26 protein-coding genes are annotated in these 26,205 nt (G+C 61.5%); 8 read left to right on the forward strand and 18 right to left on the reverse strand.

Going from position 1 to position 26,205, the window contains the following annotated elements; all coding sequences use genetic code 11:
* Positions 1-6 precede the first annotated feature (6 nt).
* A complete protein-coding gene (locus KBY58_RS01565) occupies positions 7-711 on the reverse strand; it encodes an RNA methyltransferase (protein WP_255002490.1) in 705 nt (234 codons plus the stop codon).
* Between the two features lie 5 nt (positions 712-716).
* Positions 717-1,889: a DNA polymerase III subunit beta gene (dnaN, locus tag KBY58_RS01570; protein ID WP_254934299.1), complete on the reverse strand. Its 1,173-nt coding sequence runs from the start codon at positions 1,887-1,889 to the stop codon at positions 717-719.
* Between the two features lie 240 nt (positions 1,890-2,129).
* Between dnaN and KBY58_RS01575 the strand changes: the two genes are divergently transcribed.
* Positions 2,130-2,276, forward strand: a complete 147-nt coding sequence (locus KBY58_RS01575; protein WP_254934298.1) for a hypothetical protein — start codon at positions 2,130-2,132, stop codon at positions 2,274-2,276.
* Between the two features lie 25 nt (positions 2,277-2,301).
* On the opposite strand, the gene thrC is transcribed toward KBY58_RS01575, so the two are convergent.
* The 3 genes from thrC to KBY58_RS01590 all read right to left on the reverse strand — a co-directional run bounded on the left by thrC (position 2,302) and on the right by KBY58_RS01590 (position 5,915).
* Positions 2,302-3,360, reverse strand: a complete 1,059-nt coding sequence (thrC, locus tag KBY58_RS01580) for a threonine synthase (RefSeq protein WP_255002493.1) — start codon at positions 3,358-3,360, stop codon at positions 2,302-2,304.
* Between the two features lie 85 nt (positions 3,361-3,445).
* Entirely contained in the window at positions 3,446-4,003 is a 558-nt protein-coding gene (locus KBY58_RS01585; RefSeq protein WP_255002494.1) for an alpha/beta hydrolase, read from the reverse strand.
* Positions 4,004-4,052: 49 nt separating this feature from the next.
* Positions 4,053-5,915 (reverse strand): ABC1 kinase family protein, encoded by a 1,863-nt coding sequence (locus tag KBY58_RS01590; protein ID WP_255002496.1) that lies wholly within the window; start codon positions 5,913-5,915, stop codon positions 4,053-4,055.
* 128 nt (positions 5,916-6,043) lie between these two features.
* Here KBY58_RS01590 and recN point away from each other — a divergent pair, with 128 nt between their 5' ends.
* Positions 6,044-7,720 (forward strand): DNA repair protein RecN, encoded by a 1,677-nt coding sequence (recN, locus tag KBY58_RS01595; RefSeq protein ID WP_255002499.1) that lies wholly within the window; start codon positions 6,044-6,046, stop codon positions 7,718-7,720.
* Positions 7,721-7,745: 25 nt separating this feature from the next.
* Positions 7,746-10,709: an excinuclease ABC subunit UvrA gene (gene uvrA / locus KBY58_RS01600; RefSeq protein ID WP_255002500.1), complete on the forward strand. Its 2,964-nt coding sequence runs from the start codon at positions 7,746-7,748 to the stop codon at positions 10,707-10,709.
* On the opposite strand, the gene KBY58_RS01605 is transcribed toward uvrA, so the two are convergent.
* Together KBY58_RS01605 and purT are read right to left on the reverse strand one after the other, a co-directional pair.
* Entirely contained in the window at positions 10,706-11,743 is a 1,038-nt protein-coding gene (locus KBY58_RS01605; RefSeq protein WP_255002502.1) for an LCP family protein, read from the reverse strand. The genes uvrA and KBY58_RS01605 overlap by 4 nt on opposite strands.
* Positions 11,744-11,807: 64 nt before the next feature.
* On the reverse strand, positions 11,808-13,004 hold the full coding sequence (gene purT, locus KBY58_RS01610; protein WP_255002505.1) for a formate-dependent phosphoribosylglycinamide formyltransferase: 1,197 nt from the start codon (positions 13,002-13,004) through the stop codon (positions 11,808-11,810).
* A gap of 98 nt (positions 13,005-13,102) precedes the next feature.
* Here purT and KBY58_RS01615 point away from each other — a divergent pair, with 98 nt between their 5' ends.
* Positions 13,103-13,300, forward strand: coding sequence for a hypothetical protein (locus KBY58_RS01615; protein ID WP_409995699.1), 198 nt, complete (start codon positions 13,103-13,105; stop codon positions 13,298-13,300).
* A gap of 28 nt (positions 13,301-13,328) precedes the next feature.
* On the opposite strand, the gene KBY58_RS01620 is transcribed toward KBY58_RS01615, so the two are convergent.
* The 3 genes from KBY58_RS01620 to KBY58_RS01630 are packed head-to-tail and all read right to left on the reverse strand — an operon-like array spanning position 13,329 to position 14,988.
* Entirely contained in the window at positions 13,329-13,571 is a 243-nt protein-coding gene (locus tag KBY58_RS01620; protein WP_254934290.1) for a hypothetical protein, read from the reverse strand.
* Between the two features lie 12 nt (positions 13,572-13,583).
* Positions 13,584-14,669 (reverse strand): phospho-N-acetylmuramoyl-pentapeptide-transferase, encoded by a 1,086-nt coding sequence (gene mraY / locus KBY58_RS01625; protein ID WP_409995700.1) that lies wholly within the window; start codon positions 14,667-14,669, stop codon positions 13,584-13,586.
* A 43-nt stretch (positions 14,670-14,712) separates the two neighbouring features.
* Entirely contained in the window at positions 14,713-14,988 is a 276-nt protein-coding gene (locus KBY58_RS01630) for a DUF3134 domain-containing protein (protein WP_254934289.1), read from the reverse strand.
* Between the two features lie 81 nt (positions 14,989-15,069).
* On the opposite strand from KBY58_RS01630, the gene KBY58_RS01635 reads away from it, so the two are divergent.
* Positions 15,070-15,267 (forward strand): hypothetical protein, encoded by a 198-nt coding sequence (locus KBY58_RS01635; RefSeq protein ID WP_254934288.1) that lies wholly within the window; start codon positions 15,070-15,072, stop codon positions 15,265-15,267.
* 16 nt (positions 15,268-15,283) lie between these two features.
* Positions 15,284-16,489, forward strand: coding sequence for an argininosuccinate synthase (locus KBY58_RS01640; RefSeq protein WP_255002510.1), 1,206 nt, complete (start codon positions 15,284-15,286; stop codon positions 16,487-16,489).
* Here KBY58_RS01640 and KBY58_RS01645 read toward each other — a convergent pair.
* The 4 genes from KBY58_RS01645 to KBY58_RS01660 all read right to left on the reverse strand — a co-directional run bounded on the left by KBY58_RS01645 (position 16,455) and on the right by KBY58_RS01660 (position 18,778).
* Entirely contained in the window at positions 16,455-16,760 is a 306-nt protein-coding gene (locus KBY58_RS01645) for a hypothetical protein (RefSeq protein WP_255002513.1), read from the reverse strand. The two genes, KBY58_RS01640 and KBY58_RS01645, sit on opposite strands and share 35 nt — an antisense overlap.
* Before the next feature lie 107 nt (positions 16,761-16,867).
* Entirely contained in the window at positions 16,868-17,254 is a 387-nt protein-coding gene (gene rpsF, locus KBY58_RS01650; RefSeq protein ID WP_255002516.1) for a 30S ribosomal protein S6, read from the reverse strand.
* A gap of 88 nt (positions 17,255-17,342) precedes the next feature.
* Entirely contained in the window at positions 17,343-17,807 is a 465-nt protein-coding gene (locus KBY58_RS01655) for a Tic20 family protein (protein WP_255002518.1), read from the reverse strand.
* Between the two features lie 47 nt (positions 17,808-17,854).
* On the reverse strand, positions 17,855-18,778 hold the full coding sequence (locus KBY58_RS01660) for a shikimate dehydrogenase (protein ID WP_255002520.1): 924 nt from the start codon (positions 18,776-18,778) through the stop codon (positions 17,855-17,857).
* A 123-nt stretch (positions 18,779-18,901) separates the two neighbouring features.
* Here KBY58_RS01660 and dnaK point away from each other — a divergent pair, with 123 nt between their 5' ends.
* Positions 18,902-20,809 carry a molecular chaperone DnaK gene (gene dnaK / locus KBY58_RS01665; protein WP_255002521.1) on the forward strand — a complete coding sequence of 636 codons (1,908 nt, stop codon included), beginning with the start codon at positions 18,902-18,904 and terminating at the stop codon, positions 20,807-20,809.
* Here dnaK and KBY58_RS01670 read toward each other — a convergent pair.
* Entirely contained in the window at positions 20,793-21,878 is a 1,086-nt protein-coding gene (locus KBY58_RS01670; RefSeq protein WP_255002523.1) for an NAD(P)/FAD-dependent oxidoreductase, read from the reverse strand. The genes dnaK and KBY58_RS01670 overlap by 17 nt on opposite strands.
* 22 nt (positions 21,879-21,900) lie before the next feature.
* Entirely contained in the window at positions 21,901-22,395 is a 495-nt protein-coding gene (gene psbQ / locus KBY58_RS01675) for a photosystem II protein PsbQ (protein WP_255002540.1), read from the reverse strand.
* 125 nt (positions 22,396-22,520) lie between these two features.
* On the opposite strand from psbQ, the gene purU reads away from it, so the two are divergent.
* Positions 22,521-23,393 (forward strand): formyltetrahydrofolate deformylase, encoded by an 873-nt coding sequence (gene purU / locus KBY58_RS01680; protein WP_255002543.1) that lies wholly within the window; start codon positions 22,521-22,523, stop codon positions 23,391-23,393.
* A 29-nt stretch (positions 23,394-23,422) separates the two neighbouring features.
* Here the strand turns inward: purU and KBY58_RS01685 are convergent, their stop codons facing one another.
* Together KBY58_RS01685 and KBY58_RS01690 are read right to left on the reverse strand one after the other, a co-directional pair.
* Positions 23,423-25,141: a S8 family serine peptidase gene (locus KBY58_RS01685; protein ID WP_255002524.1), complete on the reverse strand. Its 1,719-nt coding sequence runs from the start codon at positions 25,139-25,141 to the stop codon at positions 23,423-23,425.
* An 11-nt stretch (positions 25,142-25,152) separates the two neighbouring features.
* On the reverse strand, positions 25,153-26,205 hold a 1,053-nt coding region (locus KBY58_RS01690; RefSeq protein WP_255002525.1), incomplete at its 5' end, for a B12-binding domain-containing radical SAM protein.

The following is a 26,205-nucleotide window of genomic DNA, read 5'->3' on the forward strand; positions in this document are numbered from 1 at the left end:
CCAGTATCAGATCCAGGGGTCTTCATCGGTTTCTGGGCGACCTGATACAGGGCCCCGCCTGGGCCCATTTCTTTCCTGGGGTTGATCCCACCCATCTTTTTGCCAAGGGGGCTCCTCAAGCCAACCCTCAACCCGCTCTTCGAAGCGGTCCCCAACCTTCTGGAACTGATCTCGCCAGCGCCTGGACCTGCGCAGAAACTCCTGGCGCACACTTGCTTTAGCAAGCGGTAAGTCGTCCAAACCTTCCAGTGGTGTTAAAACCTGGCCAGGTTTTTGATCGACAATCCGATCAGGAGTGAGCCGCCAACGGCTGCTCCCAGGCACTCGGGGATCGCTGCGACTGACCAGGTAATGGAGAATCCTGCCGGTTTTGAGCTCAATGGCCGCATCCGCCACAAAACCAATGGCCTCCTGGCGGCGATCCAAGAGGGTGGCATCTATCAAGGTTGGTAGGCGCTCCACCGTGGCCTGATCTGTTTCGCTGGGATCGCCCTTCACAAACAGCTCGGTCTCAGCCAGAGAACGCAATTGATTGAGGCGCCAAACCAAACGCTGGTTACCAAAGGAGGCGGGCTTACTAATCCACCCCAAAACACGGTGCACGGGGGGATGCATCCAGACACTGACCCCTGAGCCCTGGTCGCCGACCTGCTCGTCCATCACCCGCAGGCGCAGGAGATCACGCAACAGCAGCTGCTCGGGAAGCGCCAAGGCAATCAGCTACGGATTTGAACGGGCATCACCAGGTAGGTGAAGCGACCACCATCTACAGGAGTAAGAATCGCCGGAGTAGTTGGGGCATTGCACTGCAAAACCACCTGATCGGTGGCCATGGCCTTGAGACCATCAAGCAGGTAGCGAACATTGAAGGCAATCTGAATGTCTTCACCACTGATGTCGGCGGCGAGGGCCTCTGAACCACTGCCCACATCCTGGGCATCAGCCTGGATCAACACCTGGCCCTTGGCTGAATCGGCGCTGAACTTGACCACGTTGTTGTGTTGGTCAGCGAGGACCGCCACGCGCTCTAAAGCAGAGATAAGACCCCGACGATCGAGCTGAAGTTGGCGGTTGAAAGCCTCGGGAATCAACTGCCGATAGTTGGGGTAATTGCCATCCAGGCTGCGACTGGTCAGCACCTGATCAGCCCAAAGAAACACCACCTGGCCCCGATCGCAAAAAAGGCTCAGGGGCTCGTTGGATTGGCGACCGGAGAGCAACCTCTCCAATTCACGCAATGAGCGGGCGGGCACCGTTACGGAAAAGGGTTCGCCGTCGTTTTCACTGGTTTCTGCGGAGTGGCTTTCTGTGGCAGGGTTTTTTGTGGCATGGTCCAGACGCAAAACCGCTAGACGGTGGCCGTCGGTGGCTGCGCATTCGAGACCATCTGCATCCAGGGCGAGGTGGACGCCGGTGAGGATTTGCTTGGCTTCATCGGCACTACTGGCAAACAGGCTTGCCCGTAGCCCCTTAACCAGGGATTCAGCCTCCAGCTTGATCGGAGTGCCGCTTTGTACCAGGGGCAAGTCTGGAAAATCATCAGCTGGCATGCCCCGCATCTGGTAGCTACCCGAGAGACTGGTGAGCTCAACCTGCTCAGAGCCCTCAGGGCAATGCAGGGTGATCGGACTATCCGCCGACATCCTGGAGACGATCTCACCAAACATGCGGGCGGGCAGGGTGATGGCACCACTGGCTTCGACACTGGCCGCCAGGCTGGTCTGAATGCCCAAGCTGAGATCAAAGCCCGTGAGGCTCAGCCTGCCAGTGCCTGCATCGGCCGTAAGCAGCACATTCGCCAAGACCGGGTGGGTAGGCCTTCCTGCTACTGCGCGGCTGACCAGCTGGAGGCTGGCGTTGAGTTCCGATTGGGAGCAAACCAGCTTCATGGGATTCGGACCTTCGAGCCAGGTGGCCTGCAAACGATGACACCCACGCTTCCACAGGGCCGCCTTTTGCGCAACGCCTGTGAACCGTCCTCCCCAGGCTCTGTTCTTAAGGGATTAATTGATTTAAAGAACAAAATTAAAATCGCCGTAGTAGGGGCTGGTGGTTCTTGGGAAAACCTTTGGAAGCATTGCTACTAAAGAGATGTTGCCATTGCAGGCCTGGGGATTGAGATTTGCCAAATGGGTAAAGCCGATCGTTTTCCACCTTTTCCCTTGCCTGCGGAAAAGCCGATCTTTTTAAAAATCGAGCACGGGGTGTTCCCTGCCCAGCTTTTGCGGGGTTTCCCCCAGGTTTTGGGCAGACGCTTTGTCGATTGGTTGTGCTGATCCTTTACCTGGGGCCTTGGAATTTTTAGAAACCCAAAACCTTGGCAACTACTTCGGTGTTGGCAGCTAAACCCGTATGGAACTTGGCATCGTTGTGCTCGATTGCCGTGGTGGGGTCTTTAAGGCCATTGCCGGTGAGTACGCAAACGACAGTTGCCCCGTTGGGCACTTCGTGCTTGCGCTTGAGAAGGCCCGCTACGGAGGCCGCGCTGGCCGGTTCGCAGAAGACCCCTTCACCGGCCCCCAGCAGCTTGTAGGCGGTGATGATCTCGGCGTCGCTGACCGCCATGAAATCGCCCCCACTGGCCTGGCGGACGTCTAGGGCTTTCTCGCGGTTTACCGGATTGCCGATGCGGATCGCTGTGGCAATGGTGTCCGGTTGTTCAACCTTGTGCCCCAATACGAGGGGGGCTGAACCCGCTGCCTGGAAGCCCATCATCTTGGGCAATTTGCGGCTGTGGCCAGCTTGCTTGTATTCGTTGAAGCCCATCCAATAGGCGGAGATGTTGCCGGCATTGCCCACGGGGATGCAGAGCCAATCCGGTGCTTCCCCCAGGGCGTCAACAACCTCAAAGGCGGCAGTTTTTTGGCCCTGCAGCCTGTAGGGATTTACTGAGTTCACCAGGGTGATCGGGTAGCGATCGGCCACATCGCGCACGATTTCCAAGGCCGCATCGAAATTGCCCTGCACCGCCACCACTTCCGCTCCGTAGAGCAGGGCCTGGGCCAATTTCCCCTGGGCCACATAGCCATCAGGAATCAGCACAAAGGCCCTCATGCCCCCCCGGCGGGCGTAGGCGGCGGCGGCGGCCGAGGTGTTGCCGGTGCTGGCACAGATCACCGCCTCTGAGCCGGCTTCCTTGGCCTTGCTGATGGCCATGGTCATGCCCCTGTCCTTAAAGGAGCCGGTGGGGTTTAGGCCGTCGTACTTGAGAAATACCTTTACGCCCCTACCTATCTCGCCAGCAATTACGGGCGCTGGGATCAGGGGTGTGGCCCCCTCCCGCAGGGTGATGACTGGTGTTTTTGCTGATACCGGCAGCCAGCGGCGGTAGGCCTCAATCAGGCCAGGCCAGTCCTGCATGGTCGGCTTTGCCCCGAAGCTCAAATTGCCCAGACGCCGGATGGATCGGAGCACGGGCACGGGCAAAAGGGTTTGCGTTTCGAATCTAGGGCGCGGGCTTCAGACCATCGAGGGGCGATTCACTGAAAAATCTCACCAGTTCGGCGAGGGAACTGGCTTTCTTCAGGGCGGCCATCAAGGCTGGAATGCTCACTTCCATTTCCGCCACCGGATAGGCCTTCAAAAAGGAAATGGCGTTGATCGAGCCATTGCCGTTGGCGATGGCAATGATCACAGCTGCGCGTAGGGCTAGGACGCCGTCTTGGGATGCCTTGAGCGGATAGACCACCTTCGCCAGGCGGGCCAAGATTGCTTCGCCTATGCGGGTGTTGAGCAGGCGACTGACCAAGGTGACCGGCATGCTCAGCGATTGGTTGAGCATTTTTGCCACTTCCGCGGGCTTTTGCTTGCTTATGGCCAGCACATCTGCGCTCAGACCAACGGCTTGGCCTGTCTGGGCCAGGTGCTCTAATTCGGCCACGGGAATTGAGCGGCGAAAGGCACCGCTAACGAAAACCAGGTTTTCGGCTGCCAGGCCAGCCGGCGAGCCGACAGCTAGGCCCAGGGCTGCAGCTGCAGCGAAAAGAGCGCGGCGTTTGTTCAAGGAGTTCAAACCAATATGACCAAAACCCTAGGTGCTTTAGCCCAACTGCTCAAGCGGGAACAAGCACATCCCTCAAGAGACGCACCACGCTGCGCTCCGCCAGGCCCTTTGCCATTTGCACACCCATCTGGCGCAGGTTGGGTTCCCCCAGGACCCGTGGCAGGCGTTTGAGCAGGAGTTGGGGTTCGAACCCCGGTAGGGCCTGCAGAATTGTCACCAGTTGGCGAATCGGCTCCAAATTCAGCATTGGCAGTGGATCCTGGCTTGCCATCCAGGAACGTTTTTTGAGCCCAGGTGGTTGTAACTGCGCTGGGATCCGTTGGCTGAGTTGCAGGGTGGCGTTCCAGGCAACCGCATCCACCTGTTCGATCGCGGCCTCCACCAGCTGCTGGCGTAACAGCCCCCCATTGGCGGAGAACAGAAAATCGAGCACTTGATCCAGCAGGCTTTCCAGATCCAGTTGGCTGCCCTGGGAGGCGCTGGCAATCAGGTTGTCGAGCCTTTGCCAGCGGAAGATTTCGCCGTCAAACAGCATTTCCTTGAGGCTTTCCCGCAGGGATGGATCGGGATCTTCCATCAGGCGCCGGGCGAAATAGGGGTAGGCCGCTCCGAGGATTTTGAAATCGGGATCCACGCTTAGGGCGATCCCCTCGAGGGTCACCAGTGACCTGATGATCAGGGCGTAATAGGGGGGCACCCGGAAGGGGAAGCGATACATCACGCCGGAAAGGTCGTCGGTGACGGCCTTGAAATCCATCCGGCTGACGCCCATTTCGATCGCCTGGCCAAAGACATTTTCGAAGGCGGGCACGATTGGCTCGAGGTTCACGTCTTCCGCTAGGAAGCCGAGGGATACAAAATCCTTGGACAGTTTTGAGAAGTTGCGATTGACCAGATGCACCACCGCCTGGATCAGGCCGGTGCGCGATTCGCGGCTCACCTCACTCATCATTCCGAAGTCCAGGTAGGCCAAACGGCCATCGGGCAGGGCCAGCAGGTTGCCGGGATGGGGATCGGCGTGGAAGAAGCCGTGCTCCAGCAGTTGTTGCAGGCTGCAGTTCACCCCCACGCTCACCATGTCGTCGGGGTCGATACCCAGCTGGCGAACCGCCTCCAGGTTGGTGAGCTTCACCCCATCAATCCATTCCATCGTCAGCACCCGGCGGCTGGTGGCGTGCCGGTAGATGGCTGGTACTGCTATGCGGGGGTTTTGGCTGTGGAGCCGGGCAAAGGCCTCGGCGTTGCTCGCTTCATTTAGGTAGTCCATCTCCTCAAAAACCCGCTTGCCCAGTTCGTCGATCAGGGCGACCAGGTCGGAGCGGATCAGGCCCACGTTGCGGTTGAGCCAGGCGGCGATATTGCGCACGATGTATAGATCGAGCGTGATTTGCTCCCGCAGGCCAGGCCTTTGCACCTTCACGGCCACCGTTTGGCCAGTGGGTAAAACCCCCTTGTGCACCTGGCCCAGGGAGGCCGCCGAGATGGGTTCGGCATCCAGCTGGGCGTAGATCGCGCTGATCGGTGCGCCTAGGTCTTCCTCAATGCAGGCCATCGCCAGGGCGCTGTCGAAACCGGGTAGCTGGTCCTGGAGTTGGGCTAGTTCCTCCAGCAGTACTGGGGGCACGATGTCTGGCCGGGTGGATAGGGCCTGGCCGGCCTTGATGAAGGCAGGCCCCAGGGCCACCAGCAGTTCGGCGGCTTCCCGGGACCGGTTGCGGGACCGCTCCGAATTGCGCAAGAGACCGAATAGCCAGTCGCTTGCCACTCCCAATAGGTAGAGGCCGATCGGTACCAGGGTTTGCCAGAGCCTCTTGATCAGCCTTTGCGGGTGGCCGGCATAAATCCGGGTAATGGCAGCTGGGTCGTAGCTGAGCAGGCCAGAGGCCTCAATGAAATCGCCGAGTTCACTCATGACCCACAGGCTCACAACACGGATTCCCCCGCCTATCGCGGAAGGACCCTTTAAATCTGAGCCCCTTCTAAACGAAAGACACAGCCGCTACGGTCGGGCCGATCACTCTTTGGCTGGCGGAAGGGCCTGTGCTCACCGGACTGCGCCTCGAAAACATTGCCCTAATTGAGCAGCTCCAGCTGGAGTTCAGCGCTGGTTTCACCGTGCTTACTGGTGAAACCGGGGCAGGTAAATCGATTTTGCTCGATGCCCTCGATGCCCTGCTGGGTGGTGGCCCCCGTTTGCTTCGCCAGGGTTCGGAGCGGGCCCTGATCGAGGCCAGCTTCAGCCTCACCCCGCCGCTGCAGGCCTGGCTCGAGCAGCAGCAGCTGGATGCCGATGAGCAGGAAATTCTCCTGAGCCGGGAGTGGCGGCTCAGCGACGACAGGCTTAGCAGTCGCCACCGCCTCAACGGTGTGGCCGTCAATCGGGCTCAAATCCAGGAACTGCGGCCCCTACTGCTCGATCTCACCGTGCAGGGCCAAACCCAGCAGCTGGGCAAGCCCGGTCAGCAGCGGCGCTGGCTAGATCGCTTTGCCGGAGCTGAGCACCAGCAGCAACTTGGCCCGGTTGCGGAGGCTTATCGGGCCTGGAAGCGGGCCGTTCTTGGTTTGGAGGAGGCCCGCAGGGATTGGCTACAGCTGCAACAGGAGCGGGAGCGCCAGGAACAGCTGCTGGCGGATCTGGAGGCAGCTGGCTTGGAGGATCCGGCGGAGCGGGAGCGGCTCCAGGTCGAGGAAAACCGCCTGGCCCATGGGGTGCGCCTCGAGGAGGGGGTGATGACCCTGCTTGGGCGTCTGGTGGAGGGCGCCGAGCAGGCTCCATCGGTGCTGGACCATCTGGCGGCCTGTGGGGCCGAGCTTGACCTGATGCAGCAGCTCGATCCATCCCTATTGGAGCTGGCCACCAGTTGCATTGATGGCCTGGCCCTGGTTCAGGATTTGGCTCGGGATCTTGATCGCTATGGCTCTGGCCTCGAGAGCGATCCCGAAAGCCTCGGGCAGCTCCAGGAGCGCATCGCCCAGATCAAGGCCTTGGAGCGCCGCCACGGCAAGGATCTGGCCGAATTAATCCTCTGGCGCGACCAGTTGCGTCAGCAACTAGCCCCCGGTGGAGCGGAAGCTTCCCTGGAGGCCCTCGAGGCCGCTGAAGCGGCAGCCAGGGCCGGGCGTGACCTGGTCAATGGTCGGCTCAGCGCCGCCCGCCGCAGCGCCGCCAGCGAGCTGGAGCAGCAGTTGATGGCCGCCCTGCGGCCGATGGGCCTGGCAAACGTGCGTTTTTCCGTGGCCATTGAGCCAACAGCACCGGGGGAGGAGGGGGCCGATGGGGTGCAGTTTCTGTTTTCTGCCAACCCAGGCCAAGCCCTGGCACCTTTGGCGGAAGTCGCCTCGGGCGGCGAGATGTCGCGTTTCCTGCTGGCCCTAAAAACCTGCCTGGCGGCGGCGGATCCCCACGTGACCCTGCTATTCGACGAGATCGACGCGGGCGTGAGCGGCCGGGTTAGTGGGGCCATGGCCGAGCTGTTGCAGCGGTTGGCGGCCCAGCGCCAGGTGTTCTGTGTGACCCATCAGCCCCTGGTGGCGGCCGCGGCTGACCACCACTTCCGGGTGGTCAAGGAGGTGCTCAAGGGTTCCACCCATACCCGGGTGTCCCAACTGCGGGACATCCAGGCCCGCGAAGCCGAACTGGCGGAACTGGCGGGGGGTGATTCCGGGGAAGCCCGCAGTTATGCGGCCAGCCTGCTGGGTCCGGAGCGGCGCCCGTAGGATTACCTGTTACGTAGTCGCCCGGATGCCCCGCGCCCTCGCCAAGAGCGTGAACGAAAAAGCGGCGCTGCAGTCGCTCAATGGCGGTTCCCTGGAGGACGTGATCCGGGTGCGGGGTGCCCGCCAGCACAACCTCAAAAACATCGATCTCACCATTCCGCGCAATCGCCTGGTGGTGTTCACCGGGGTGAGCGGTAGCGGTAAGAGCTCCCTGGCCTTCGACACCATTTTTGCGGAGGGCCAGCGCCGCTATGTGGAGAGCCTCTCGGCCTATGCCCGGCAGTTTTTAGGGCAGGTCGACAAGCCCGATGTGGATGCGATCGAGGGCCTCTCACCGGCTATTTCGATCGATCAGAAATCCACTAGCCACAACCCCCGCTCCACCGTCGGCACGGTGACGGAAATTCAGGATTACCTGCGCCTGCTCTATGGCCGGGCTGGGGAACCCCATTGCCCCCAGTGCGACCGCTCGATTAGGCCCCAAACCATCGATGAGATGGTGGACCAAATCCTCGCTTTGCCAGAGGGCATGCGTTACCAACTCCTGGCGCCGCTGGTGCGGGGCAAGAAGGGCACCCACGTGAAGTTGCTGGGGGGCCTGGTGGCCGAGGGCTTTGCCCGGGTGCGAATCAACGGTGAGGTGCGCGAACTCGCCGACAACATCGAGCTCGACAAAAATCACGCCCACAACATTGAGGTGGTGGTCGATCGCCTGGTGGCTCGCGAAGGAGTCCAGGAGCGGCTGACCGATTCCCTGCGCACTTCCCTTAAGCGCGGCGATGGCCTGGCCCTGGTGGAGGTGGTGCCCAAGGCGGGTGAGGAGTTGCCGGAAGGGGTGGAGCGGGAGCGGCTCTACTCCGAAAACTTTGCCTGCCCGGTCCATGGGGCCGTGATGGAGGAGCTTTCGCCGCGGCTGTTCTCCTTCAACAGCCCCTATGGCGCCTGTGCCGACTGCCATGGCATTGGCCACCTGCGCAAATTCACGGCCGAACGGGTGGTGCCGGACCCCAATTTGCCCGTTTATGCCGCCATTGCCCCCTGGGCAGATAAGGACAATTCCTATTACTTCTCCTTGCTCTATTCGGTGGGAGAGGCCTTCAAGTTCGAGTTAAAAACCCCCTGGAACCAACTCAGCGACGAGCAACGGGAGGTGCTGTTAACCGGCAGCAAGGAGCCAATCCTGATCCAGGCGGATAGCCGTTATCGCAAGAGTGCGGGCTTTGAACGTCCCTTTGAAGGTGTCCTGCCAATCCTGGAGCGTCAGCTGCGCGATGCCAGTGGGGAATCGGTGCGCCAGAAGCTGGAGAAATACCTGGAGCTGGTGCCCTGCTCCACCTGCCATGGATTGAGGCTCAAGCCGGAGGCCCTGGCGGTGAGGGTCGGCCCCTACGGGATCCATGAGCTCACTTCCGTGAGCGTGGGTGAAACCCTGGCCCGTATTGAGGCCCTGATGGGGGTGGGAGCAAGTGAGGGAGTGGATCCCTTGCTCAATGCCCGCCAGATCCAGATCGGCGACCTGGTGCTGCGGGAGGTCCGCATGCGCTTGAAGTTTTTGTTGGATGTGGGGCTCGACTATCTGAGCCTGGATCGGCCAGCCATGACCCTCTCAGGGGGGGAAGCCCAGCGGATTCGCCTGGCCACCCAGATCGGTGCCGGCCTTACCGGAGTTTTGTATGTGCTCGATGAGCCCAGCATTGGCTTGCACCAGCGCGATAACGATCGCCTGCTCACCACCCTGATGAAGCTCCGCGACCTGGGCAATACCTTGATCGTGGTGGAGCACGACGAAGACACAATCCGTGCCGCCGATTACATCGTCGACATTGGCCCCGGTGCCGGTGTCCACGGTGGCCACATCGTGGCGCAGGGTGATTTTCAGGACCTCCTGGCGGCAGAAGACTCCCTGACGGGTGCCTATTTGAGTGGTCGCCGTTCAATTCCCACACCGGCAGAACGCCGCACCGAAGGCAGCCGCAAGATCACGATGGTGGATTGCGCCCGCAACAATCTCAACGGCATCAGCGTGGAGATTCCCCTGGGCAGGTTGGTCTGCGTTACCGGTGTTAGCGGTAGCGGCAAGAGCACCTTGGTGAATGAATTACTCCATCCAGCCCTGGAACATCAATTGGGCATGAAGGTGCCATTCCCTGCGGGCCTTGCTGAGCTGCGGGGAATTAAGGCGATCGACAAGGTGATCGTGATCGACCAATCCCCCATTGGCCGCACCCCACGCTCCAACCCCGCCACCTATACGGGGGCCTTTGATCCGATTCGTCAGATTTTTGCCGCCACCGTGGAGGCGAAGGCCCGCGGTTATCTGGTGGGTCAGTTCAGCTTCAACGTCAAGGGTGGCCGCTGCGAGGCCTGCAGTGGCCAGGGCGTGAATGTGATTGAGATGAACTTCCTGCCGGATGTCTATGTGCAGTGTGATGTGTGTAAGGGGGCCCGCTATAACCGCGAAACCCTGCAGGTGACCTACAAGGGCCACACCATTGCCGATGTGCTGGAGATGACCGTGGAGCAGGCGGCGGAGGTGTTTTCAGCGATTCCCCAGGCGGCGGATCGCCTGCGCACCCTGGTGGATGTGGGCCTGGGCTACGTCAAGTTGGGACAACCAGCACCCACCCTTTCCGGCGGTGAGGCCCAGCGGGTCAAATTGGCCACCGAGCTTTCTAAGCGGGCCACTGGCAAAACCCTTTACCTGATTGACGAACCCACCACGGGCCTGAGCTTCTTTGACGTGCACAAGCTGATGGATGTGATGCAACGCTTGGTGGATAAGGGCAATTCGATCCTGGTGATCGAGCACAACCTCGATGTAATTCGCTGTGCCGACTGGGTTATTGATCTCGGTCCAGAAGGTGGAGACAAGGGCGGCGACTTGGTGGTAATGGGCACCCCTGAGGAGGTGGCTGAGCATGCCACCAGCCACACGGGCAGGTATCTCAAGCAGGTGCTGAAGCAGCATCCGCCTGAGGTGGTGGGCTAGGGCCCAGGGGCTGGCCCATCTACGCCGGTGTAGTGGTTATTGGCATCGGGCATCCAGTAGCTGAGGTCGTTTTGCCAGAAAATCCTGCCGGGAAGCTGGTTTGTCGTCAGCTTGGTGCCGGCCATGGCCGTTACCAGTTGGCCCATTTCCAGGGCCGATAGATCGGTTTTCACATCGCTGCCAGCGATTTTTAGCAACCCGGGCAATTGGGCCAAGGTGCTGGGCTGGCCCAGTTTTTTGAACAGCTCAGCGAGCACAAGTTTTTGCCGTTCCATGCGACCCAGATCGCCCATTTCGTCGTGGCGGAAACGCAGGAAGCCCTCGAGCTGGTCGCCCTTGAGTAGCTGGGTGCCTGGATAGAGGTCGATGTAGAGCCCCTGGCTGTTGTCGACGTAATACATCCGCTTAGGCACATTGACTTCCACCCCGCCCAGGGCATCACCAAGCCGCTTGATTGCCCGCATGTCGACGCTCACATAGCGATCCACCGGCACCTGCAGCAGGTTGCTCAATTCCTGCTTCACCCCCTTGATGCCCCCGTAATTGAGCAGGGCATTGGCCTTGAGCACCCCATACTCCTGGGATTCCACGAAGGTGTCCCTGGGCACCTGGGTGAGTTGGGTTTTGCCGTCCTTGATCTGAACGGTGAACATCACATCGGTGTTGCCTGCCACCTTGTCGGCGCCCATCACCAGAATGCGTCGATCGCCCAGGCCAAAGGGATTGATCAGGGCTCCGAGGCTTTGCGGGCCATGGAGCAGGGCCGCAACGGCACCTCCTGCAAGGTGGGGCAAGGGGCCGGCTAGTGCCCAGCCGACGGCGATCCCTACGGCAAATGGTTTGAGGGGCGAGCCCCTGCGGCGAGCTGGCTGATTTTTTTGCTTTTTCTGCTGTGCGCTGGGTTTTTCACGGCGTTGGCTGGACCCCTGGCCGCTGACGCGACGCTCCCCACGGCGCTCTTCGCGGCGCTCTTCGCGGCGAATTTCGCGATCGAACTCCCTGCGGCGAGGCGGACGGGGTTGGGCCTGGGTCATGGTGCAGCACGCTCGGCGCACCATAAGGTTCAGATCCCTTGCGCGCCAGGGGGGTGGCAGCTTTTCATCCCATTGGGATCACCCGCACCTGGGCGGCGGCGGTGTCGGCTTTGCGGCGGGCTTCCACTTCGTTGACACCCCGGGCTAGGGCAACGCCCATGCGGCGCTGGGGTCTGGCATCAGCTTTGCCGAAGAGCAGCAACTCGGTATCGGCCTCAGCCAGGGCCTCGGCCACCCCTTCAAAGCACACTGCGGCAGAGCTTTCCGTGGCAAGCACCACCCGGCTGGCAGCTGGTCCAAGTGAGGTGATTTCGGGAATCGGCAGCCCCAAAATCGCCCGCAGGTGAAGCTCAAATTCGCTCAGGTTTTGGCCCATCAGGGTCACCAGGCCGGTGTCGTGGGGCCGGGGCGACAGCTCCGAGAAAACGACTTCCAGCTTTTCTGAACGCCGGCAGAGGAAAAATTCCACCCCAAATAACCCCGCCCCTCCCAGGTTGTCGGTGACGGCCCTTGCCATGGCCTGGGCTTCGGCAAGTTCGTTGCTGCCCATGGCGGCCGGCTGCCAGCTGCACTGGTAGTCGCCCCGCTCTTGGATGTGGCCAATTGGCGGGCAAAACAGGGTGGGTCCGTGCCATTGCTTAACCGTGAGCAGGGTGATCTCCAGCTCAAAGTCAAGGAACTCCTCCACGATCACCCGGGCTCCCTGGCCCCTGGCTCCGGCCATGGCGGCCTCCCATGCGGCTGGAATCTCTTCCGGGCCTTTGACCACGCTTTGGCCCTTGCCAGAGGAGCTCATCACCGGTTTCACCACCACGGGCCAACCCAAGGGTTCGGCCCTGGCCGCCAGTTCGGTTGCACTTTCGGCATAGGCAAAACGCGCCGTGCGCAGGCCCAGCTCCCGGGCCGCCAGATCTCTGATGCGGTCGCGGTTCATCGTCACCGCCGTGGCCCGGGCCGTGGGAATCACGGTGATTCCCTCCGCTTCCAGTTCGGCCAGGGCATCCACCGCCAGGGCTTCGATCTCCGGAATCACCAGATCCGGTCGGTGCCTGCGCACCACGGCTTTTAGGGCTTCAGGGTCTGCCATGGCCACCACTTCGGCCTGGTCAGCCACCTGCATGGCCGGGGCGCCTGGATAACGGTCCACCGCAATCACCCTGCAACCAAGTCGCTGGGCTGCGATCGCCACCTCCTTGCCCAGCTCCCCACTGCCCAGCAGCATCAGGGTGCGGGGGAAGGCCTGGGCTGCGCTCTTTGTCACTGCACTTAAGGGCAAGCTGCCTTGATCCTGCCTGACCCCTGCCAATCCCCAATTCCTGCTAAACCGGGTCCCTAGATATGGCATGGGATATGGCTTTTATGGAGCGGGGCCTGCTGGCTGCCATGGGAGCCCCCTACCTGGGCTTCAGCACCGCCGGTGATGCGGCCAATGGCCTGTTGTTTGGCTGGGATATCGCCGATTTCCAGAAGTGGGCCCTGATTTATTTGGGCATCTCTTCCCTGGCTTTTGTGGTGGTTTGGGTGGTGGGTTACCTGCGCCGGGCTAAGGGCCTATGAGCAGGGCTTAGGGCTCCCTGGCTAGCCCTTAGGGCTCGCAGAGCAGGGTCAGCTGGCGCACGGGGGACTCCTCACTCACAAATCCATAGGCCTCAAAGACCGCTGGATCGGGGTGGGTGATGTGCTGACCGTCGCTGTGGCGCTCGATGCTGAAGCCCTCCTGGGCCATGCGCCGCATCAGTTTTGCCGCCTCTTCAAATCGGGCTGCCATCGCCTCGAGGCTGGCGCAATCGCCGGTGAGACCGGTTTCCTTCCAGGTGAAGTAGGCCATCTTTGGAGCTGGCTAGGGCAGCAAGACCAAACCCACTCCTACCAGCAACAAGCTGGCCAGCCAAAAATTGATTACCACCTGTTGTTCAGCCATGCCCCCCAGCTCAAAGTGATGGTGCAGTGGGGCCATCCGAAACAGCCGTTTGCCTTGGCCATCGGGGCCTTTGGTGGCTTTGAACACCCATACCTGCAGGATCACTGAGAGGGATTCAGCTAAAAACACGCCGCCCATCACCAGTAGGGGCCAGAGGCTGTTGGAAAGCAGGGCCACGGCGCTAAGGCTTGCCCCCATCGCCAGGGAGCCCGTATCACCCATGAACAGCCGAGCCGGGTGGCGGTTGTGGGCTAAAAAGCCCAGCCAGCAGCCAGCCATCGCCACGGAAAAGGCCGCCAGGGAGGGATCACCCTGGTTGCCCCGCAGCATCAGTTGCAGGCCCATGCCCGTGAACACCACTGCCCCGCAACCAGCAGCTAGGCCATCGAGGCCATCGGTGAGGTTGGTGGCGTTGCTTTCCGCCAGGAACACAAACAGGCCCAGGGGCCAGATCAGTAGCCCCAGGGGCAATACCCAGCCCAGGGGTAGGGCCACGTCGCCAGCCCCGGCCCCACCTAGCCACTGTCCGTAGGCGGCCCAAGCAAGAAAAAGAAGGGCTGCACCGCCCTGCAGCACCAATTTGCCCTTTGGCCCTAGGCCGGTGTTGGTGCGCTTGGTGAGGCTGCGCCAGTCATCGATGGCCCCAATCGCCATGTAGGCCAGGGTGATCGCCGCAATGGCCAGCAGCCGGGGATCGGCCGGGTTGATCAACCCCCCCACTAAAACCCCAACCGGCACCACCAACAGCCCACCCATGGTGGGAGTGCCGGCCTTGCTCTGGTGGCCCTTGGGTCCCTCTTCGCGGATCACCTGTCCGAGCTTGAGGGCCCGCAGCCGGGGGAGCCCCCAGCGGGTAACGGCCCAGCTGATCACGGCCGTAAGCAGCAGGGGCAGGGCCAACCTGGAGTTGGCCACCAGGCCATCGCAGATCAGGCAGGCTCCAAGCAGCAAAAAGCCCAGCAGGGCCGCCGTGGAGCGACTGTTGCTGGGCCAGGAGAGTTGCAAGGGAAGCTGCAAGGGATGGGCTTGGGCTTGAACAGGCGGGAGTTCAGTCTTCCCAGTTTTCTTCCTGTTGCTCGTCGTCCTTGTTGTAGTCCTCTTTTTCGCCCATCAGCGCCGAGAGCTCTTCCTCTTCCACCGTGCTCACATCGGTGCTGGCGGTTTCCTCATCGGCCACCAGGCGGCCGCTGCTTTCCAGCCAGCTGAGCAAATCGGGTTCATCGCGCAGGGGCAGTACGGGCGCCATTTCGGTGCGGCCGTAGCGGGTCAACGAGGGGTTGATCGTGTCGAGGCGACTGCTGCCGCTGGTTGCAAGCGTGCTCATGCTGTATCCAATTACGGGACAGGCTGGAGCCTGCTTCCCCAATCCACCACCATAGCTTCCAGTGCTCAGCGGATAGCCCCGATGCGTCAAGTCCTGCAGCTTTGGGCCCTAGCCCTGGCCCTGAGTGTGGTTTTGGTGGCAGCAGGAGACCGTTGGCCAGAGCCGTTGCAGCTGCAACCATTGCTTGTCTGGGGTTTGGTGCTGGCGCCTCCTGCCTTGATGGGCATCTGGCTACTAAGCCGATGGCGGATCGACGGCAAGGGAGAATCGGAGAATTGAGCGCAGGAGACGCCTAATGGGTCGGGCAAAAAAGGCAGTTTTGGCCTATTCCGGTGGTGTGGACACCAGCGTTTGCATCCCCTACTTGATTAAGGAATGGGGCGTGGAGGAGGTGATCACCTTCGCCGCCGACCTGGGCCAGGGTGATGAGCTCGAGCCGATTCGCCAGAAGGCGCTGGATTCGGGAGCCAGTCAGTCGATCGTTAGCGATTTGATTGAGCCCTTCATCACGGAGTTCGCTTTCCCCGCAATCCGGGCCAATGCCCTTTACGAGGGTCGCTATCCCCTCTCCACTGCCCTGGCGCGGCCCCTGATTGCCCGCCGCCTGGTGGAAATTGCCCGGGAGGTAGGCGCCGATGCGGTGGCCCACGGCTGCACTGGCAAGGGCAACGATCAGGTGCGTTTTGATGTGGCGATAGGTGCCCTTGCCCCCGATCTCAAGGTGCTCACGCCGGCCCGCGAATGGGGCATGAGCCGCGAGGAAACGATTGCCTACGGCGAGCGCTGTGGGATCCCTTCGCCGGTAAGCAAAAAATCCCCCTATTCGATCGACCTAAACCTGCTGGGTCGCTCGATCGAAGCCGGACCCCTGGAGGATCCAAATGTGGAGCCACCTGAGGAGATCTATGCCATGACCGTGGCGGTGGATGCGGCCCCAGCCACTGCCCAAACTGTGGAGATCGGTTTTGAGCAGGGCAATCCCGTGAGCATCGATGGGGTGCGGCTTGATCCGGTGAGTTTGATTCGCCAGGCCAACGCCCTGGCCGGTAGCCACGGTTTCGGCCGGCTCGACATGATCGAAAACCGGGTGGTGGGCATCAAGAGCCGGGAGATTTACGAAACCCCTGGCCTGCTGCTTTTGATCAAGGCCCACCAGGAGCTTGAAAGCCTCACCCTGGCCGCCGACGTGCTGCGCACCAAGCGCCAGCTGGAAATGCAGTGGGCAGACCTGGTGTACCAGGGTCTCTGGTTTGGCCCCCTGAAGGATGCCCTCGATGGTTTCATCGATCGCAGCCAGCAGACCGTCACCGGCACGGTGCGGGTGAAGTTGCACAGGGGCAACGCCACGGTGGTGGGCCGCAGCAGTGAAACCCACAGCCTCTATGTGCCAGACATGGCCACCTACGGCTCCGATGACCAGTTCGACCACCGTGCAGCGGAGGGCTTTATCTATGTCTGGGGACTGCCTACCCGGCTTTGGGCAGCAGCTCGTCGTCGTTGAGATCAGAGAGCTCGAGATCTGCGAGCCCGCTGGTTTGTCTCGGCTGAAGCAGGGCCAATTGCTTCGGGGCGAGTAACTGCTGGCGGAGGTTCCGATTTTCGGCCAGCAGTGGTTGGAGCCGCTGGTTGAATTTCCGCTCAAAAATTTCCGGGATGTCTTTCAGCAGCTCGTGCAGGGTGGCCAGCTCGGCCCGCGCTTGGGCCAGTTCTTGCTCGACCAGCTGCAGGGCTTGCGGCTGCCCATGGGCCTGGGGCTGCTCGGCAGCCAGCACAGCGTTCGCCCAAGCAAAAACCGAAGCGGTCTTGGAGGACCACTCCGGTTCAGGTGATTGGTGTAGATCCGGCTCCATCGCCGGACCATACAGATCGGAAGGCAGCTTTACAAGGCTGGGACTACTTCGATTTCGCTGGTGGCGGGCTGCATTGGAGCGGCTTCGCTGGCGGCACCGGGGATGGTGCGAGGTGCCGGCATGGGGCCGTCCTGCTTGATGGTGAGGTAGCGGATCACGTCTTCCGAGAGGCGCATGGCCCGCTCCAGGGGAGCCACGTGTTGGCCATCACCATCGTGGTTGAGCTGCACGTAGATGCCTTCACGGTGCTTGGCAATCGTGTAGGCCAGGCGGCGCTTGCCGCGCATTTGGCAATCCAGAACCATTCCACCCGCCTCTGTTACGAGGTCGCGGTATTTGGTCACATGGGTTTCCACCTCTTCCTCCGGGATGTCCGGACGAAGGATGTACATGGTCTCGTAATAGGACTGCGTCATGGTCGCCTGTCGGAGAAAGCCTTTGGGGGCAGGGGCCAGCAGGTCAGGGACCCACCAGCGACGGATTGGTCAACCTATCGCAGTGGGGTTAATTGAGCTGCAGGCGCACCGCTTCTGATATCGAGGGAATATCGGCTTCCTTGCCCCGCAGGCTCTCCACCACTGCAAAAGCGACCAGCACCAGGATCGCCAGGAACACCGTGTTGCCCAGGGTGCGTCCGGCAAAACTGCCGTTGCCCAGGCGTAAAACCCCAAAAGCCAGATTGACCAACACCAGCACGATGTCGACAAGGATTGCCTGCAGCACGTTGAAGCGCAGGAAGTAGGGCACCTTGCTGTTGCGCACCACGGCCAGGTAGAGCACCAGGAACAGCACCAGGCTGCCGAAGGGCACCAATTGCTGCACCATCACCACCGGCAGGGCAGGCAGTTGCAGCCACTGCAGCAGGGGGAAAACACCAAACAGCCCTTGGCCGAAGGGCAGGGCATCACTCCAGGGCAGCAGGTAGGCCGCGGCCGCGAGTAACCGTTGCCAGATCGGTGGACCTTCCATGGACACGACTCTGCCGAAGGGGCCCAGGCTAGGGCTGTCGAACCTGCCTAGGAAAGGCGCCGGAGGCTGGAGTCAAGGCTGGTCTCAACCGCGCTGCGCATGCTTGCTACGGGCACTTCGCTGCGGCCACTCCAAAGCCGCAGGGCGGCGGCCCCCTGTTGCACCAGCATCTCCAGGCCATCCTGGGTGGGGCAGCCCCGGGCCGCGGCCTGCTGCAGCAGGACCGTGGGTCGGGGTGTGTAGATCAGGTCGTAGACAAGGCAATTGGTTTGGAGTTGGTCAAGCTGGGCCGGGCTGAGGGGGCTTTGATCCACCGCTGCCGGATTGGTCGGCGAGGGCATGCCCACCGGCGAGGCCATGCCTACCGGCGAGGCCATGCCCACCGGAGTGGTGTTGACCACCAGATCGGCGGCATTCAGTGCGGCGCCCCAGCAAAGGGTTTGGAGCTGGGGCGCCCAGGCGTGGCAACTGCTCGCAAAGGCCTCCAGGGCATCGGGCCGCCTGCCCACAACGGTGATTAGGTCGCAATTGAGCTCCACCAGACCGGCCACCACTGCCCGGGCGCTACCTCCGCAGCCAAGCACCACCGCCCTTTTGCCCTGCCATTGGCGCTGTCGCAGCGGCGCCAGAAAGCCCTCCACATCGGTGTTGGTGCCATGCCAGCCGCCGCCCTCGAGGGGCACCAGGGTGTTCACCGCCCCGACCCGTTGGGCAAGGGGGCTTAGCTCCTGGCAGAGCGCCGCCACCGCCTGCTTGTGGGGGATCGTGACGCTTAGGCCGCGGCAGCCGATGGCCTCAAGCGCCTGCACCACTGCTGTCAGCTGGGCAGCCGGGGTCGGCAGGGCCAGATAGATCCACTCCAGCCCCAGTTCAGGGATTGCCGCGTTGTGCAGGGTGGGGGAGAGCGAGTGGCGCACGGGATCGCCCAGGACCCCCAGAAGAGCAGTGCGGCCAGTGATCTCAGAAGCCATGGCTTGGGGTCCGGTGGGCGGCACCGTAAACGCCTGTTCGGGAACCACACCTCGCCTGGGCCAGGCCCTGCTGCTGAAGATGCACTCAGTTCTGATTCGTTCACCGTAAGCAGGTGTTAACCCATGGGCAAGGTTGTCGGTATTGATCTAGGCACCACAAACAGCTGTGTGGCGGTGATGGAAGGTGGCAAGCCCACCGTGATTGCCAACGCCGAAGGCTTCCGCACCACCCCGTCGGTGGTGGCATACACCAAAAACCAGGACCAACTGGTTGGTCAGATCGCCAAGCGCCAGGCGGTGATGAATCCGGAAAACACCTTTTATTCGGTGAAGCGATTCATTGGCCGTCGGGTTGATGAGGTGAACGATGAATCGAAGGAAGTGAGCTACGGCGTGGAGAAAGCCGGCTCCAACGTGAAGGTGAAGTGCCCAGTACTTAATAAGCAGTTCGCCCCGGAGGAGGTGAGTGCCCAGGTGCTGCGCAAGCTGGCTGAAGACGCCGGCAAGTATCTCGGTGAAACCGTCACCCAGGCGGTGATCACGGTGCCCGCCTACTTCAACGACTCCCAGCGCCAAGCCACCAAGGACGCCGGCAAGATCGCCGGCCTCGAGGTGCTGCGCATCATCAACGAGCCCACCGCGGCGGCGCTGGCCTACGGCCTCGATAGGAAGAGTAATGAGCGCATCCTGGTCTTCGACCTGGGCGGCGGCACCTTCGACGTCTCCGTGTTGGAGGTGGGTGATGGTGTGTTTGAGGTGCTCTCCACTTCCGGTGACACCCACCTGGGCGGAGACGACTTCGACAAGGTGATTGTTGACCACCTGGCCGCCACCTTTAAGGCCAACGAAGGCATTGACCTGCGCCAGGACAAGCAGGCCCTGCAGCGCCTCACCGAGGCCGCTGAGAAGGCCAAGATCGAGCTCTCTAGCGCCACCCAAAGCGAGATCAATCTGCCGTTCATCACGGCCACCCCGGAGGGCCCCAAGCACCTCGATTTGACCCTCACCCGGGCCAAGTTTGAGGAGCTGGCCTCCAAGCTGATCGACCGCTGCCGGGTGCCGGTGGAGCAGGCGCTCAAGGACGCCAAGCTTTCCTCGGGCGAGCTGGACGAGATCGTGATGGTGGGTGGTTCCACCCGCATTCCGGCCGTGCTGGAGCTGGTCAAGCGGGTAACCGGCAAGGACCCCAACCAAACCGTCAACCCCGACGAGGTCGTGGCCGTCGGCGCTGCAATTCAGGGCGGTGTGCTGGCTGGTGAAGTCAAGGACATCCTGTTGCTGGACGTCAGCCCGCTGTCCTTGGGGGTGGAAACCCTGGGTGGTGTGATGACCAAGATGATCCCCCGCAACACCACGATCCCCACCAAGAAATCCGAGGTGTATTCCACGGCCGTCGACGGCCAGACCAACGTGGAAATCCACGTGCTCCAGGGTGAGCGCGAGATGGCCAGCGACAACAAATCGCTGGGCACCTTCCGTCTCGATGGCATCCCCCCAGCTCCCCGGGGCGTACCCCAGATCGAGGTGACCTTCGACATCGATGCCAACGGCATCCTCAGCGTTACCGCTAAGGACAAGGGCAGCGGCAAGGAGCAGAGCATCTCGATCACCGGGGCCTCCACCCTCAGCGACAACGAGGTGGACAAGATGGTTAAGGACGCCGAGAGCAACGCCTCGGTGGACAAGGAAAAGCGCGAGCGGATCGACCTGAAAAACCAGGCCGAAACCCTCGTTTACCAGTCCGAAAAGCAACTCGGCGAACTGGGCGACAAGGTTGGTGCCGACGACAAGGCCAAGGTGGAGGCCTCCTCCGCCAAGCTCAAGGAGGCCCTGGAGAAGGAAGATTTCGAGACGATCAAATCCGAGCTCGAAACCCTTCAACAGGCCCTCTACGCCGCTGGTGCTGCCGTCTACCAGCAGGCCGCTGGGGCTGAAGGTGCGGCGGCTGCCGGCGGCAACGGCAACGGTGCTGGCTCCGGTGCCTCCTCCAGCGACGACGTAATCGACGCCGAGTTCACCGAGAGCAAGTGATCTGGCCGGCCACCCATTCAGCGGTGGCCGGTGCAAGTAGCACGCCGTTGCGGTAGTGGCCGCTGGCCAGTATTAGGCCATCCTCCAGCTTTTGAAGCAGGGGGGCTGGCTGTCCAATCGGGTGGGGCCGGTGGCCCTGCCACTGGCGCACCACCTGGGCTTTCTCGAGCCAGGGCGGTGCGTTTCCATTTAGCTGGCGCAGTTGGCTGAGTGCCTCCGGTGCCGCCAGCTCCCCCGGTTCGAGGGTGGCCCCCAGCCAGAGCCTGCGGCCCCCGCCCAAATCAGGACGTGGTACGAGGTTGATGCCCTGCCAAAGCACGGCTCCTGGCCAGTTCCAGCCGGGCTCTTCCTGCAGTTCCAGCTCCAGGGCTTGGCCCAGTACGGGCTCCATCGGCAGCTGGTATCCCAGGGGTTCCAGGAGTGCAGAGCTGGCCACAGCGGCGCTAACTACGCACCAATCGGCTTGCCAGCTGCGGCCGCTTTGACCCTCTGCCCGCCAGCGCTGGCCGGCGCCGCCCCGCCGCAGGATTACCACCCGATCCTGGTGGGTGGCCATGCCAAGGCGCTCCCCATCCAGGCGAAATGCCCGTAGGGCTTGGGCTGGATCAAGTTGGCCATCGGCGGCTGAATGGATTGCACCCGAGCCCCCAGGGGGCAGCTGGGGCTGGAGCTGGGCCAGTTGGTCCTGGTTCCATAGGGTGAGGGGCAAACCCTGGCCTTGGCGTTCTGCGGCCAGTCGTTCTTGGCGGCTGCGCTCTTCCGGGCTGGCGGCCAGCAGCAGCAGACCTGGGCGCCAATGGATCGGGTGCCCCTGGTCGGCCAGCAGCGGCAGCCATTGGTTCCAGAGCTCGAGGCTGCGCTGGCGCAGCCGCCAACCCCTTCCGCTGGAGCGGTGAAACACCTGGGCCATTAAGACCCCCAGGGCTGCGGGGCTGGCAGCTGGCTGCGGGTCGATCAGCTCCACCCGGTGGCCCTGGAGCTGTAGCCACCAGGCAATGGAAAGGCCCACCATTCCCGCTCCCACCACCAGTACGGACTGGCTGTGGAAATTGGGGTCCTGGGGGGCCAATGGAGGGCAGGTTTGGCCTAGATCAGGCCTGCTTCAGATCAGTTTGAACCTGGGCGGGCAGTACGTCGGCGTAGAGACCGAAGCCGCTGGCGACTTGGATATAGGCCTTACGCAGCTTGTCGCCGTCCTGGAGTTTGGCGGCCTCATCCAGTTGGGCGAGGGCTGTTTTGAGGTTTTGGGCCAGCTCGTTGGCCTCGGGGCGATCGGCGGGCAGCAGGCGCTGGTTGATGTAGCTCATTTCGCGACCCACTTCCTGCATGGGGCCATGGATCAGGTTGGCCGTGAACACCCAGTTGCGCTCGTTGACCAGGGCAGCCAGTTCGGGGAGGCGATCTCGGGCGGAGAGGAAGCCCTTGGCCTGGCGTTCAATCGCCGCCATGTCGGTGTCGCTGATCGTGGCGGGCTTGCGGCTTTGATCACCACAGGCGGCCAGCCCAAAACAGAGCACTGCGGCCAGGCCCAGCAAGGCGAGGCGGCGGAGCTGTTGGGTGAGCGCAGAGAGCAGCCCAGTAAGCATGGGGGGCACCGGAGGGTGGTTCGTGCTGGCGACTTTATCCGTGCCCCCCGGGCTTTGACACTTGCTGTAGCCCCTCGCAACCTGGAGCGCCTTGGGCCATGCTGCCAATACTGCCTAATTCGACGATGAGCTCCCCCACGGCGATCCTGCAGATGATCTGCCCCGATCAACCGGGGCTGGTGCGGGAGCTTTCCGGTTGGGTCACATCCAACGGCGGCAACATCGTCCATGCCGACCACCACAGCGACCCCACGGCGGGCCTGTTCTTGAGCCGCATTGAGTGGGAGCTAGAGGGGTTTGGTTTACCCAGGGAGGCCATTTGCCCCACGGCCCATGCCCTGGCCGAACGGCTGCACGGTGAATACAAGGTCAACTTCTCCGATTACCGCCCGCCGGTGGCGATTTTCGTGAGCAAGCAGGACCACTGCCTGCTGGATTTGCTCTGGCGTAAGCGCACCGGAGAGCTGCCAATGGAGGTGCCTTTGGTGATCTCCAACCACCCTGATCTGGGCCCGATTGCCACTGAATTTGGGGCCCGCTTTGAGCACGTGCCGGTTGATCCAGATGGCAAACCCGAGGCAGAGGCGCGCCACCTGGAGCTGTTGGCTCAACACAAGATCGAGTTGGTGATCTTGGCCAAATACATGCAGGTATTGAGCAAGGAATTTTTAGTTGCCTTTGATCCCCCGGATGCTTTTCACAAGGTGATCAACATTCACCATTCCTTCTTGCCCGCCTTCATGGGAGCCCAGCCCTACCACCGGGCCTGGGATCGGGGCGTCAAATTGATTGGCGCCACGGCCCACTACGTAAGTGAGGAGCTGGATGGCGGGCCAATCATTACCCAGGAGACCGTGCCGGTGAAGCACCGTGATGAGGTGGGCGATTTGATTCGCAAGGGCCGCGACACCGAACGCCTGGCCCTGGTCAAGGCCGTGCTGTTGCACCTCAAGCGCCAGGTGATGGTCTACGGCAGTCGTACGGCTGTTTTTGATTGAGGGCTTCGGCTCAGGAGTTTAGAGAGTTTTCAGGCCAAGATGATGTCTTTGCTAGTAATTGCGCCAGTCACCATGGCGATCAATTCGTCCTGATCTTTTTCTATGGTATCAAATTGGTTATTGCCATTGCGATCCCAGTAGATCGAAGTTATGCCTGTACTGACAGTAGTGAAGTAAGTTCCGTTGTGGAACTGTAGCTTGTCTATGCCGGTGTTGAAGTCAGTGATCCGGGCATAATCGCTGAGGCCGATGTTGTTGTTGCTGCGGTCGTCGTAGAAGACCCCGCGGGAATCTCCTAGCAGAAAGGTGTCTGCACCAGGACCACCTGTGAGTATGTCAATCTGTCCCAGACCCATTGCTGCGCCCGTGGTTCCGTTTGCTTGCACCCCAGTGATGCTGTCGTTGCCATTGCCGCCGATGAGAATGTCGCTAGCGGCTGTGCCCCAAAGAACCTTATTTTGGACAGCTGCACTTGAGGTGATGGTGGTGCCTGGGAAGTTGATAGCCCAAGCGAAGGGGTCTGCAGTACCTGCGACCGAGGGTTTGACCATGTCGCCGGTTGTTACGCCCCCCATCAGGAGAGCTCCGGCCACGTGGGGGGCGGCCATGGAGGTGCCGCTGAGGTTGGCGAGGGCCCCGTTTTTGTAATAGGACATCACGTCTACCCCGGGAGCGGCGAAGTCGACGCTATCTATGGGGTCGTTAGTTGTGATCTGATCCCAGTTTGACCAACTGGGCATTTTATAGGTGCTGTCGACCGCAGATACCGTATAGATGTTGGGGTGGATACCGGTACTAGCTGGTGACATTGTGTCGGCGTCTGCCCCGTTGTTACCGGCAGCGACGGCGAAACGGATTCCGAGATCGGCAGCATTCAGCAGCGCCGAATTCAAGGCGGAGTTGAGCCCGCCGGCAAGGCTAAGGTTGATTACTACTTTTGAGAGATCAAGTTTATTAGTCCTTATTACCGATACTGCATAATCGATTGCGGCAATGATGTTGAGACTGCTGCCATTGCCGGAGCTGTCGAACACTTTCAGGGAAACGATCGAAGCACCGGGTGCAACACCGACCATCCCTAACCCATTGACTAGGGCACCAATAGTGCCCGCCACATGGGTGCCGTGACCATCATCGTCCGTGAATGCGTCCTGGCCGGAGATCCAGCTACGGGACCAGCTGGTATTGAGGTTGAGGTCACCTGTGGTTGCTAGGACTCCCGAATCGATTACGAATGCGAAGCTGCCTGCGCCGGAGTTTCCCATGCTTGAAATGTCACGTCCTTGCCAAATTGCGCGCACGCCCCAGGGCAGGATTTCTTTGTTGGTCGCAATAGTGTTTGTGTAGCTTACGAGGGCTTGGGGTAGAAATACGTTGTTTTCCGACGCATAACGGTGCAACGGTGGATCTAGTACTACTGGCTGATCCAGCTCCAGGCTGGTCACCTCACGCCGTTGACGCAGTTGGTTGGCTTGGGTCTTGTTGAGGTCTACCGCGAAGCCCCCGAGCTGTTCAAATAGCTGGCGCGGGGTGGCCTTTGGGGTCACCTGCCCTAGCAGTCGCCGTGCTGCCTGATCAAGTTCTTCAGGTTTGATTGGTCCCTTCAGGAAAACCAGATAGGTGAGACAGTTTTCTGGATTGGATTCGATAGGTGTGTCAGCTAACAGTAGATTTTGACCAGCGGCAGCAGTGGCTCCACCCAGAATGAACTGATCGGTAAAGAGCCAATCTAATAAATTGGTGGCCACTTTAAATTGCTTTAGTTGTAATCACTGTACGTCCTTAGAGCATCTTGGTGGTGGTTGGCCAGGGTGGTTTTTGGCAGGGGTCCTTCCAGGTGATCCCAGGGCAATACGCGCCCGGGATCCCAGCTGGCGTGGATCACCTCCTCCCAGGGGGGCAATGGAGCCGAGTTTGCGGCTGGCCCTTGCGCCAGTAGCTCCCGATAGGCCTTTTTCCAGCCCCCCAGGCTTTCGTTGCGACCGCGGGCGGCGGCGATCACGGGTGCTAGGCGCCGATCGCTGCGCGAGAGCAGGGCCTGGATCACGCTCCAGCCGTAACTCTCGGGCCGCAGCTCGATGCCCTTGGGCTTGAGCCGTTTGCCTAGAAGCTTGAGACGTTTTTCGGCTTCTGGGCGTACTCCTTGCCACTGGAAAGGCGTGTGGGCCTTGGGCACAAAGGTGCTCACCCCAAAGGAGAGCCGCAGGCCCGGAGTGGCCTTCTTTAGGGCCAGTAGTAGGTCGGCGGTGGTTTCAATGTCGGCCTCCTCTTCCGTGGGTAGGCCCACCATCCCGTAGAGCTTCAGGCCCGTGAGACCTCCTTCCTTTGCGTAGCGGGCGGCGGCGTAAATCTCTTCATTGGCGAGTTTTTTGTTGACCACCTGGCGCATACGCTCGCTGCCGGATTCGATGGCGATCGTGAGCGACTTGCTGCCCCGTTTGGCCAGGATTCGGCCCAGCTCGGGGGTCACGGTGGCGGCCCGCACGGAACTCACGCTTACCCGGGTGCCCTCAAAACGATCCTGATCTAGCCAGGCCAATAGGTCGGCGAACTGGGGGTGCTGGGTTACGGATGCCCCGAGCAGCCCGAGACGCTGGGTGGCAGTGAGCCCCTTTTCCGCCGCTGGGATCAGGCCGTCATCCAGGGATGGGGTCCGAAAGGGCAGGGTGAGGTAGCTGGCCAGGCAAAAGCGGCAGAGTTCGGGGCAGCTGCGCACCACCTCCACCATGTGGATCGAGGGCCAGGCCGCCTCTGGGGTGATCACCATCGAGTGGCTGAGGGTGTTGCCGCGCCAGGTCTGCTTGGCCACTGT

Source organism: Cyanobium sp. HWJ4-Hawea, assembly GCF_024345815.1.
Classification (GTDB): domain Bacteria; phylum Cyanobacteriota; class Cyanobacteriia; order PCC-6307; family Cyanobiaceae; genus Cyanobium_A.

What these genes read in the sequence shown, in the direction of transcription:
- dnaN (WP_254934299.1), bottom strand. Translation starts at nt 1,889, where the DNA reads ATGAAGCTGGTTTGCTCCCAATCGGAACTCAACGCCAGCCTCCAGCTG.
- KBY58_RS01575 (WP_254934298.1), top strand. Translation starts at nt 2,130, where the DNA reads ATGGGTAAAGCCGATCGTTTTCCACCTTTTCCCTTGCCTGCGGAAAAG.
- thrC (WP_255002493.1), bottom strand. Translation starts at nt 3,360, where the DNA reads ATGCAGGACTGGCCTGGCCTGATTGAGGCCTACCGCCGCTGGCTGCCG.
- KBY58_RS01590 (WP_255002496.1), bottom strand. Translation starts at nt 5,915, where the DNA reads ATGAGTGAACTCGGCGATTTCATTGAGGCCTCTGGCCTGCTCAGCTAC.
- uvrA (WP_255002500.1), top strand. Translation starts at nt 7,746, where the DNA reads ATGCCCCGCGCCCTCGCCAAGAGCGTGAACGAAAAAGCGGCGCTGCAG.
- KBY58_RS01605 (WP_255002502.1), bottom strand. Translation starts at nt 11,743, where the DNA reads ATGACCCAGGCCCAACCCCGTCCGCCTCGCCGCAGGGAGTTCGATCGC.
- KBY58_RS01615 (WP_409995699.1), top strand. Translation starts at nt 13,103, where the DNA reads ATGGAGCGGGGCCTGCTGGCTGCCATGGGAGCCCCCTACCTGGGCTTC.
- KBY58_RS01620 (WP_254934290.1), bottom strand. Translation starts at nt 13,571, where the DNA reads ATGGCCTACTTCACCTGGAAGGAAACCGGTCTCACCGGCGATTGCGCC.
- KBY58_RS01630 (WP_254934289.1), bottom strand. Translation starts at nt 14,988, where the DNA reads ATGAGCACGCTTGCAACCAGCGGCAGCAGTCGCCTCGACACGATCAAC.
- KBY58_RS01635 (WP_254934288.1), top strand. Translation starts at nt 15,070, where the DNA reads ATGCGTCAAGTCCTGCAGCTTTGGGCCCTAGCCCTGGCCCTGAGTGTG.
- KBY58_RS01640 (WP_255002510.1), top strand. Translation starts at nt 15,284, where the DNA reads ATGGGTCGGGCAAAAAAGGCAGTTTTGGCCTATTCCGGTGGTGTGGAC.
- rpsF (WP_255002516.1), bottom strand. Translation starts at nt 17,254, where the DNA reads ATGACGCAGTCCTATTACGAGACCATGTACATCCTTCGTCCGGACATC.
- KBY58_RS01655 (WP_255002518.1), bottom strand. Translation starts at nt 17,807, where the DNA reads ATGGAAGGTCCACCGATCTGGCAACGGTTACTCGCGGCCGCGGCCTAC.
- KBY58_RS01660 (WP_255002520.1), bottom strand. Translation starts at nt 18,778, where the DNA reads ATGGCTTCTGAGATCACTGGCCGCACTGCTCTTCTGGGGGTCCTGGGC.
- dnaK (WP_255002521.1), top strand. Translation starts at nt 18,902, where the DNA reads ATGGGCAAGGTTGTCGGTATTGATCTAGGCACCACAAACAGCTGTGTG.
- psbQ (WP_255002540.1), bottom strand. Translation starts at nt 22,395, where the DNA reads ATGCTTACTGGGCTGCTCTCTGCGCTCACCCAACAGCTCCGCCGCCTC.
- purU (WP_255002543.1), top strand. Translation starts at nt 22,521, where the DNA reads ATGAGCTCCCCCACGGCGATCCTGCAGATGATCTGCCCCGATCAACCG.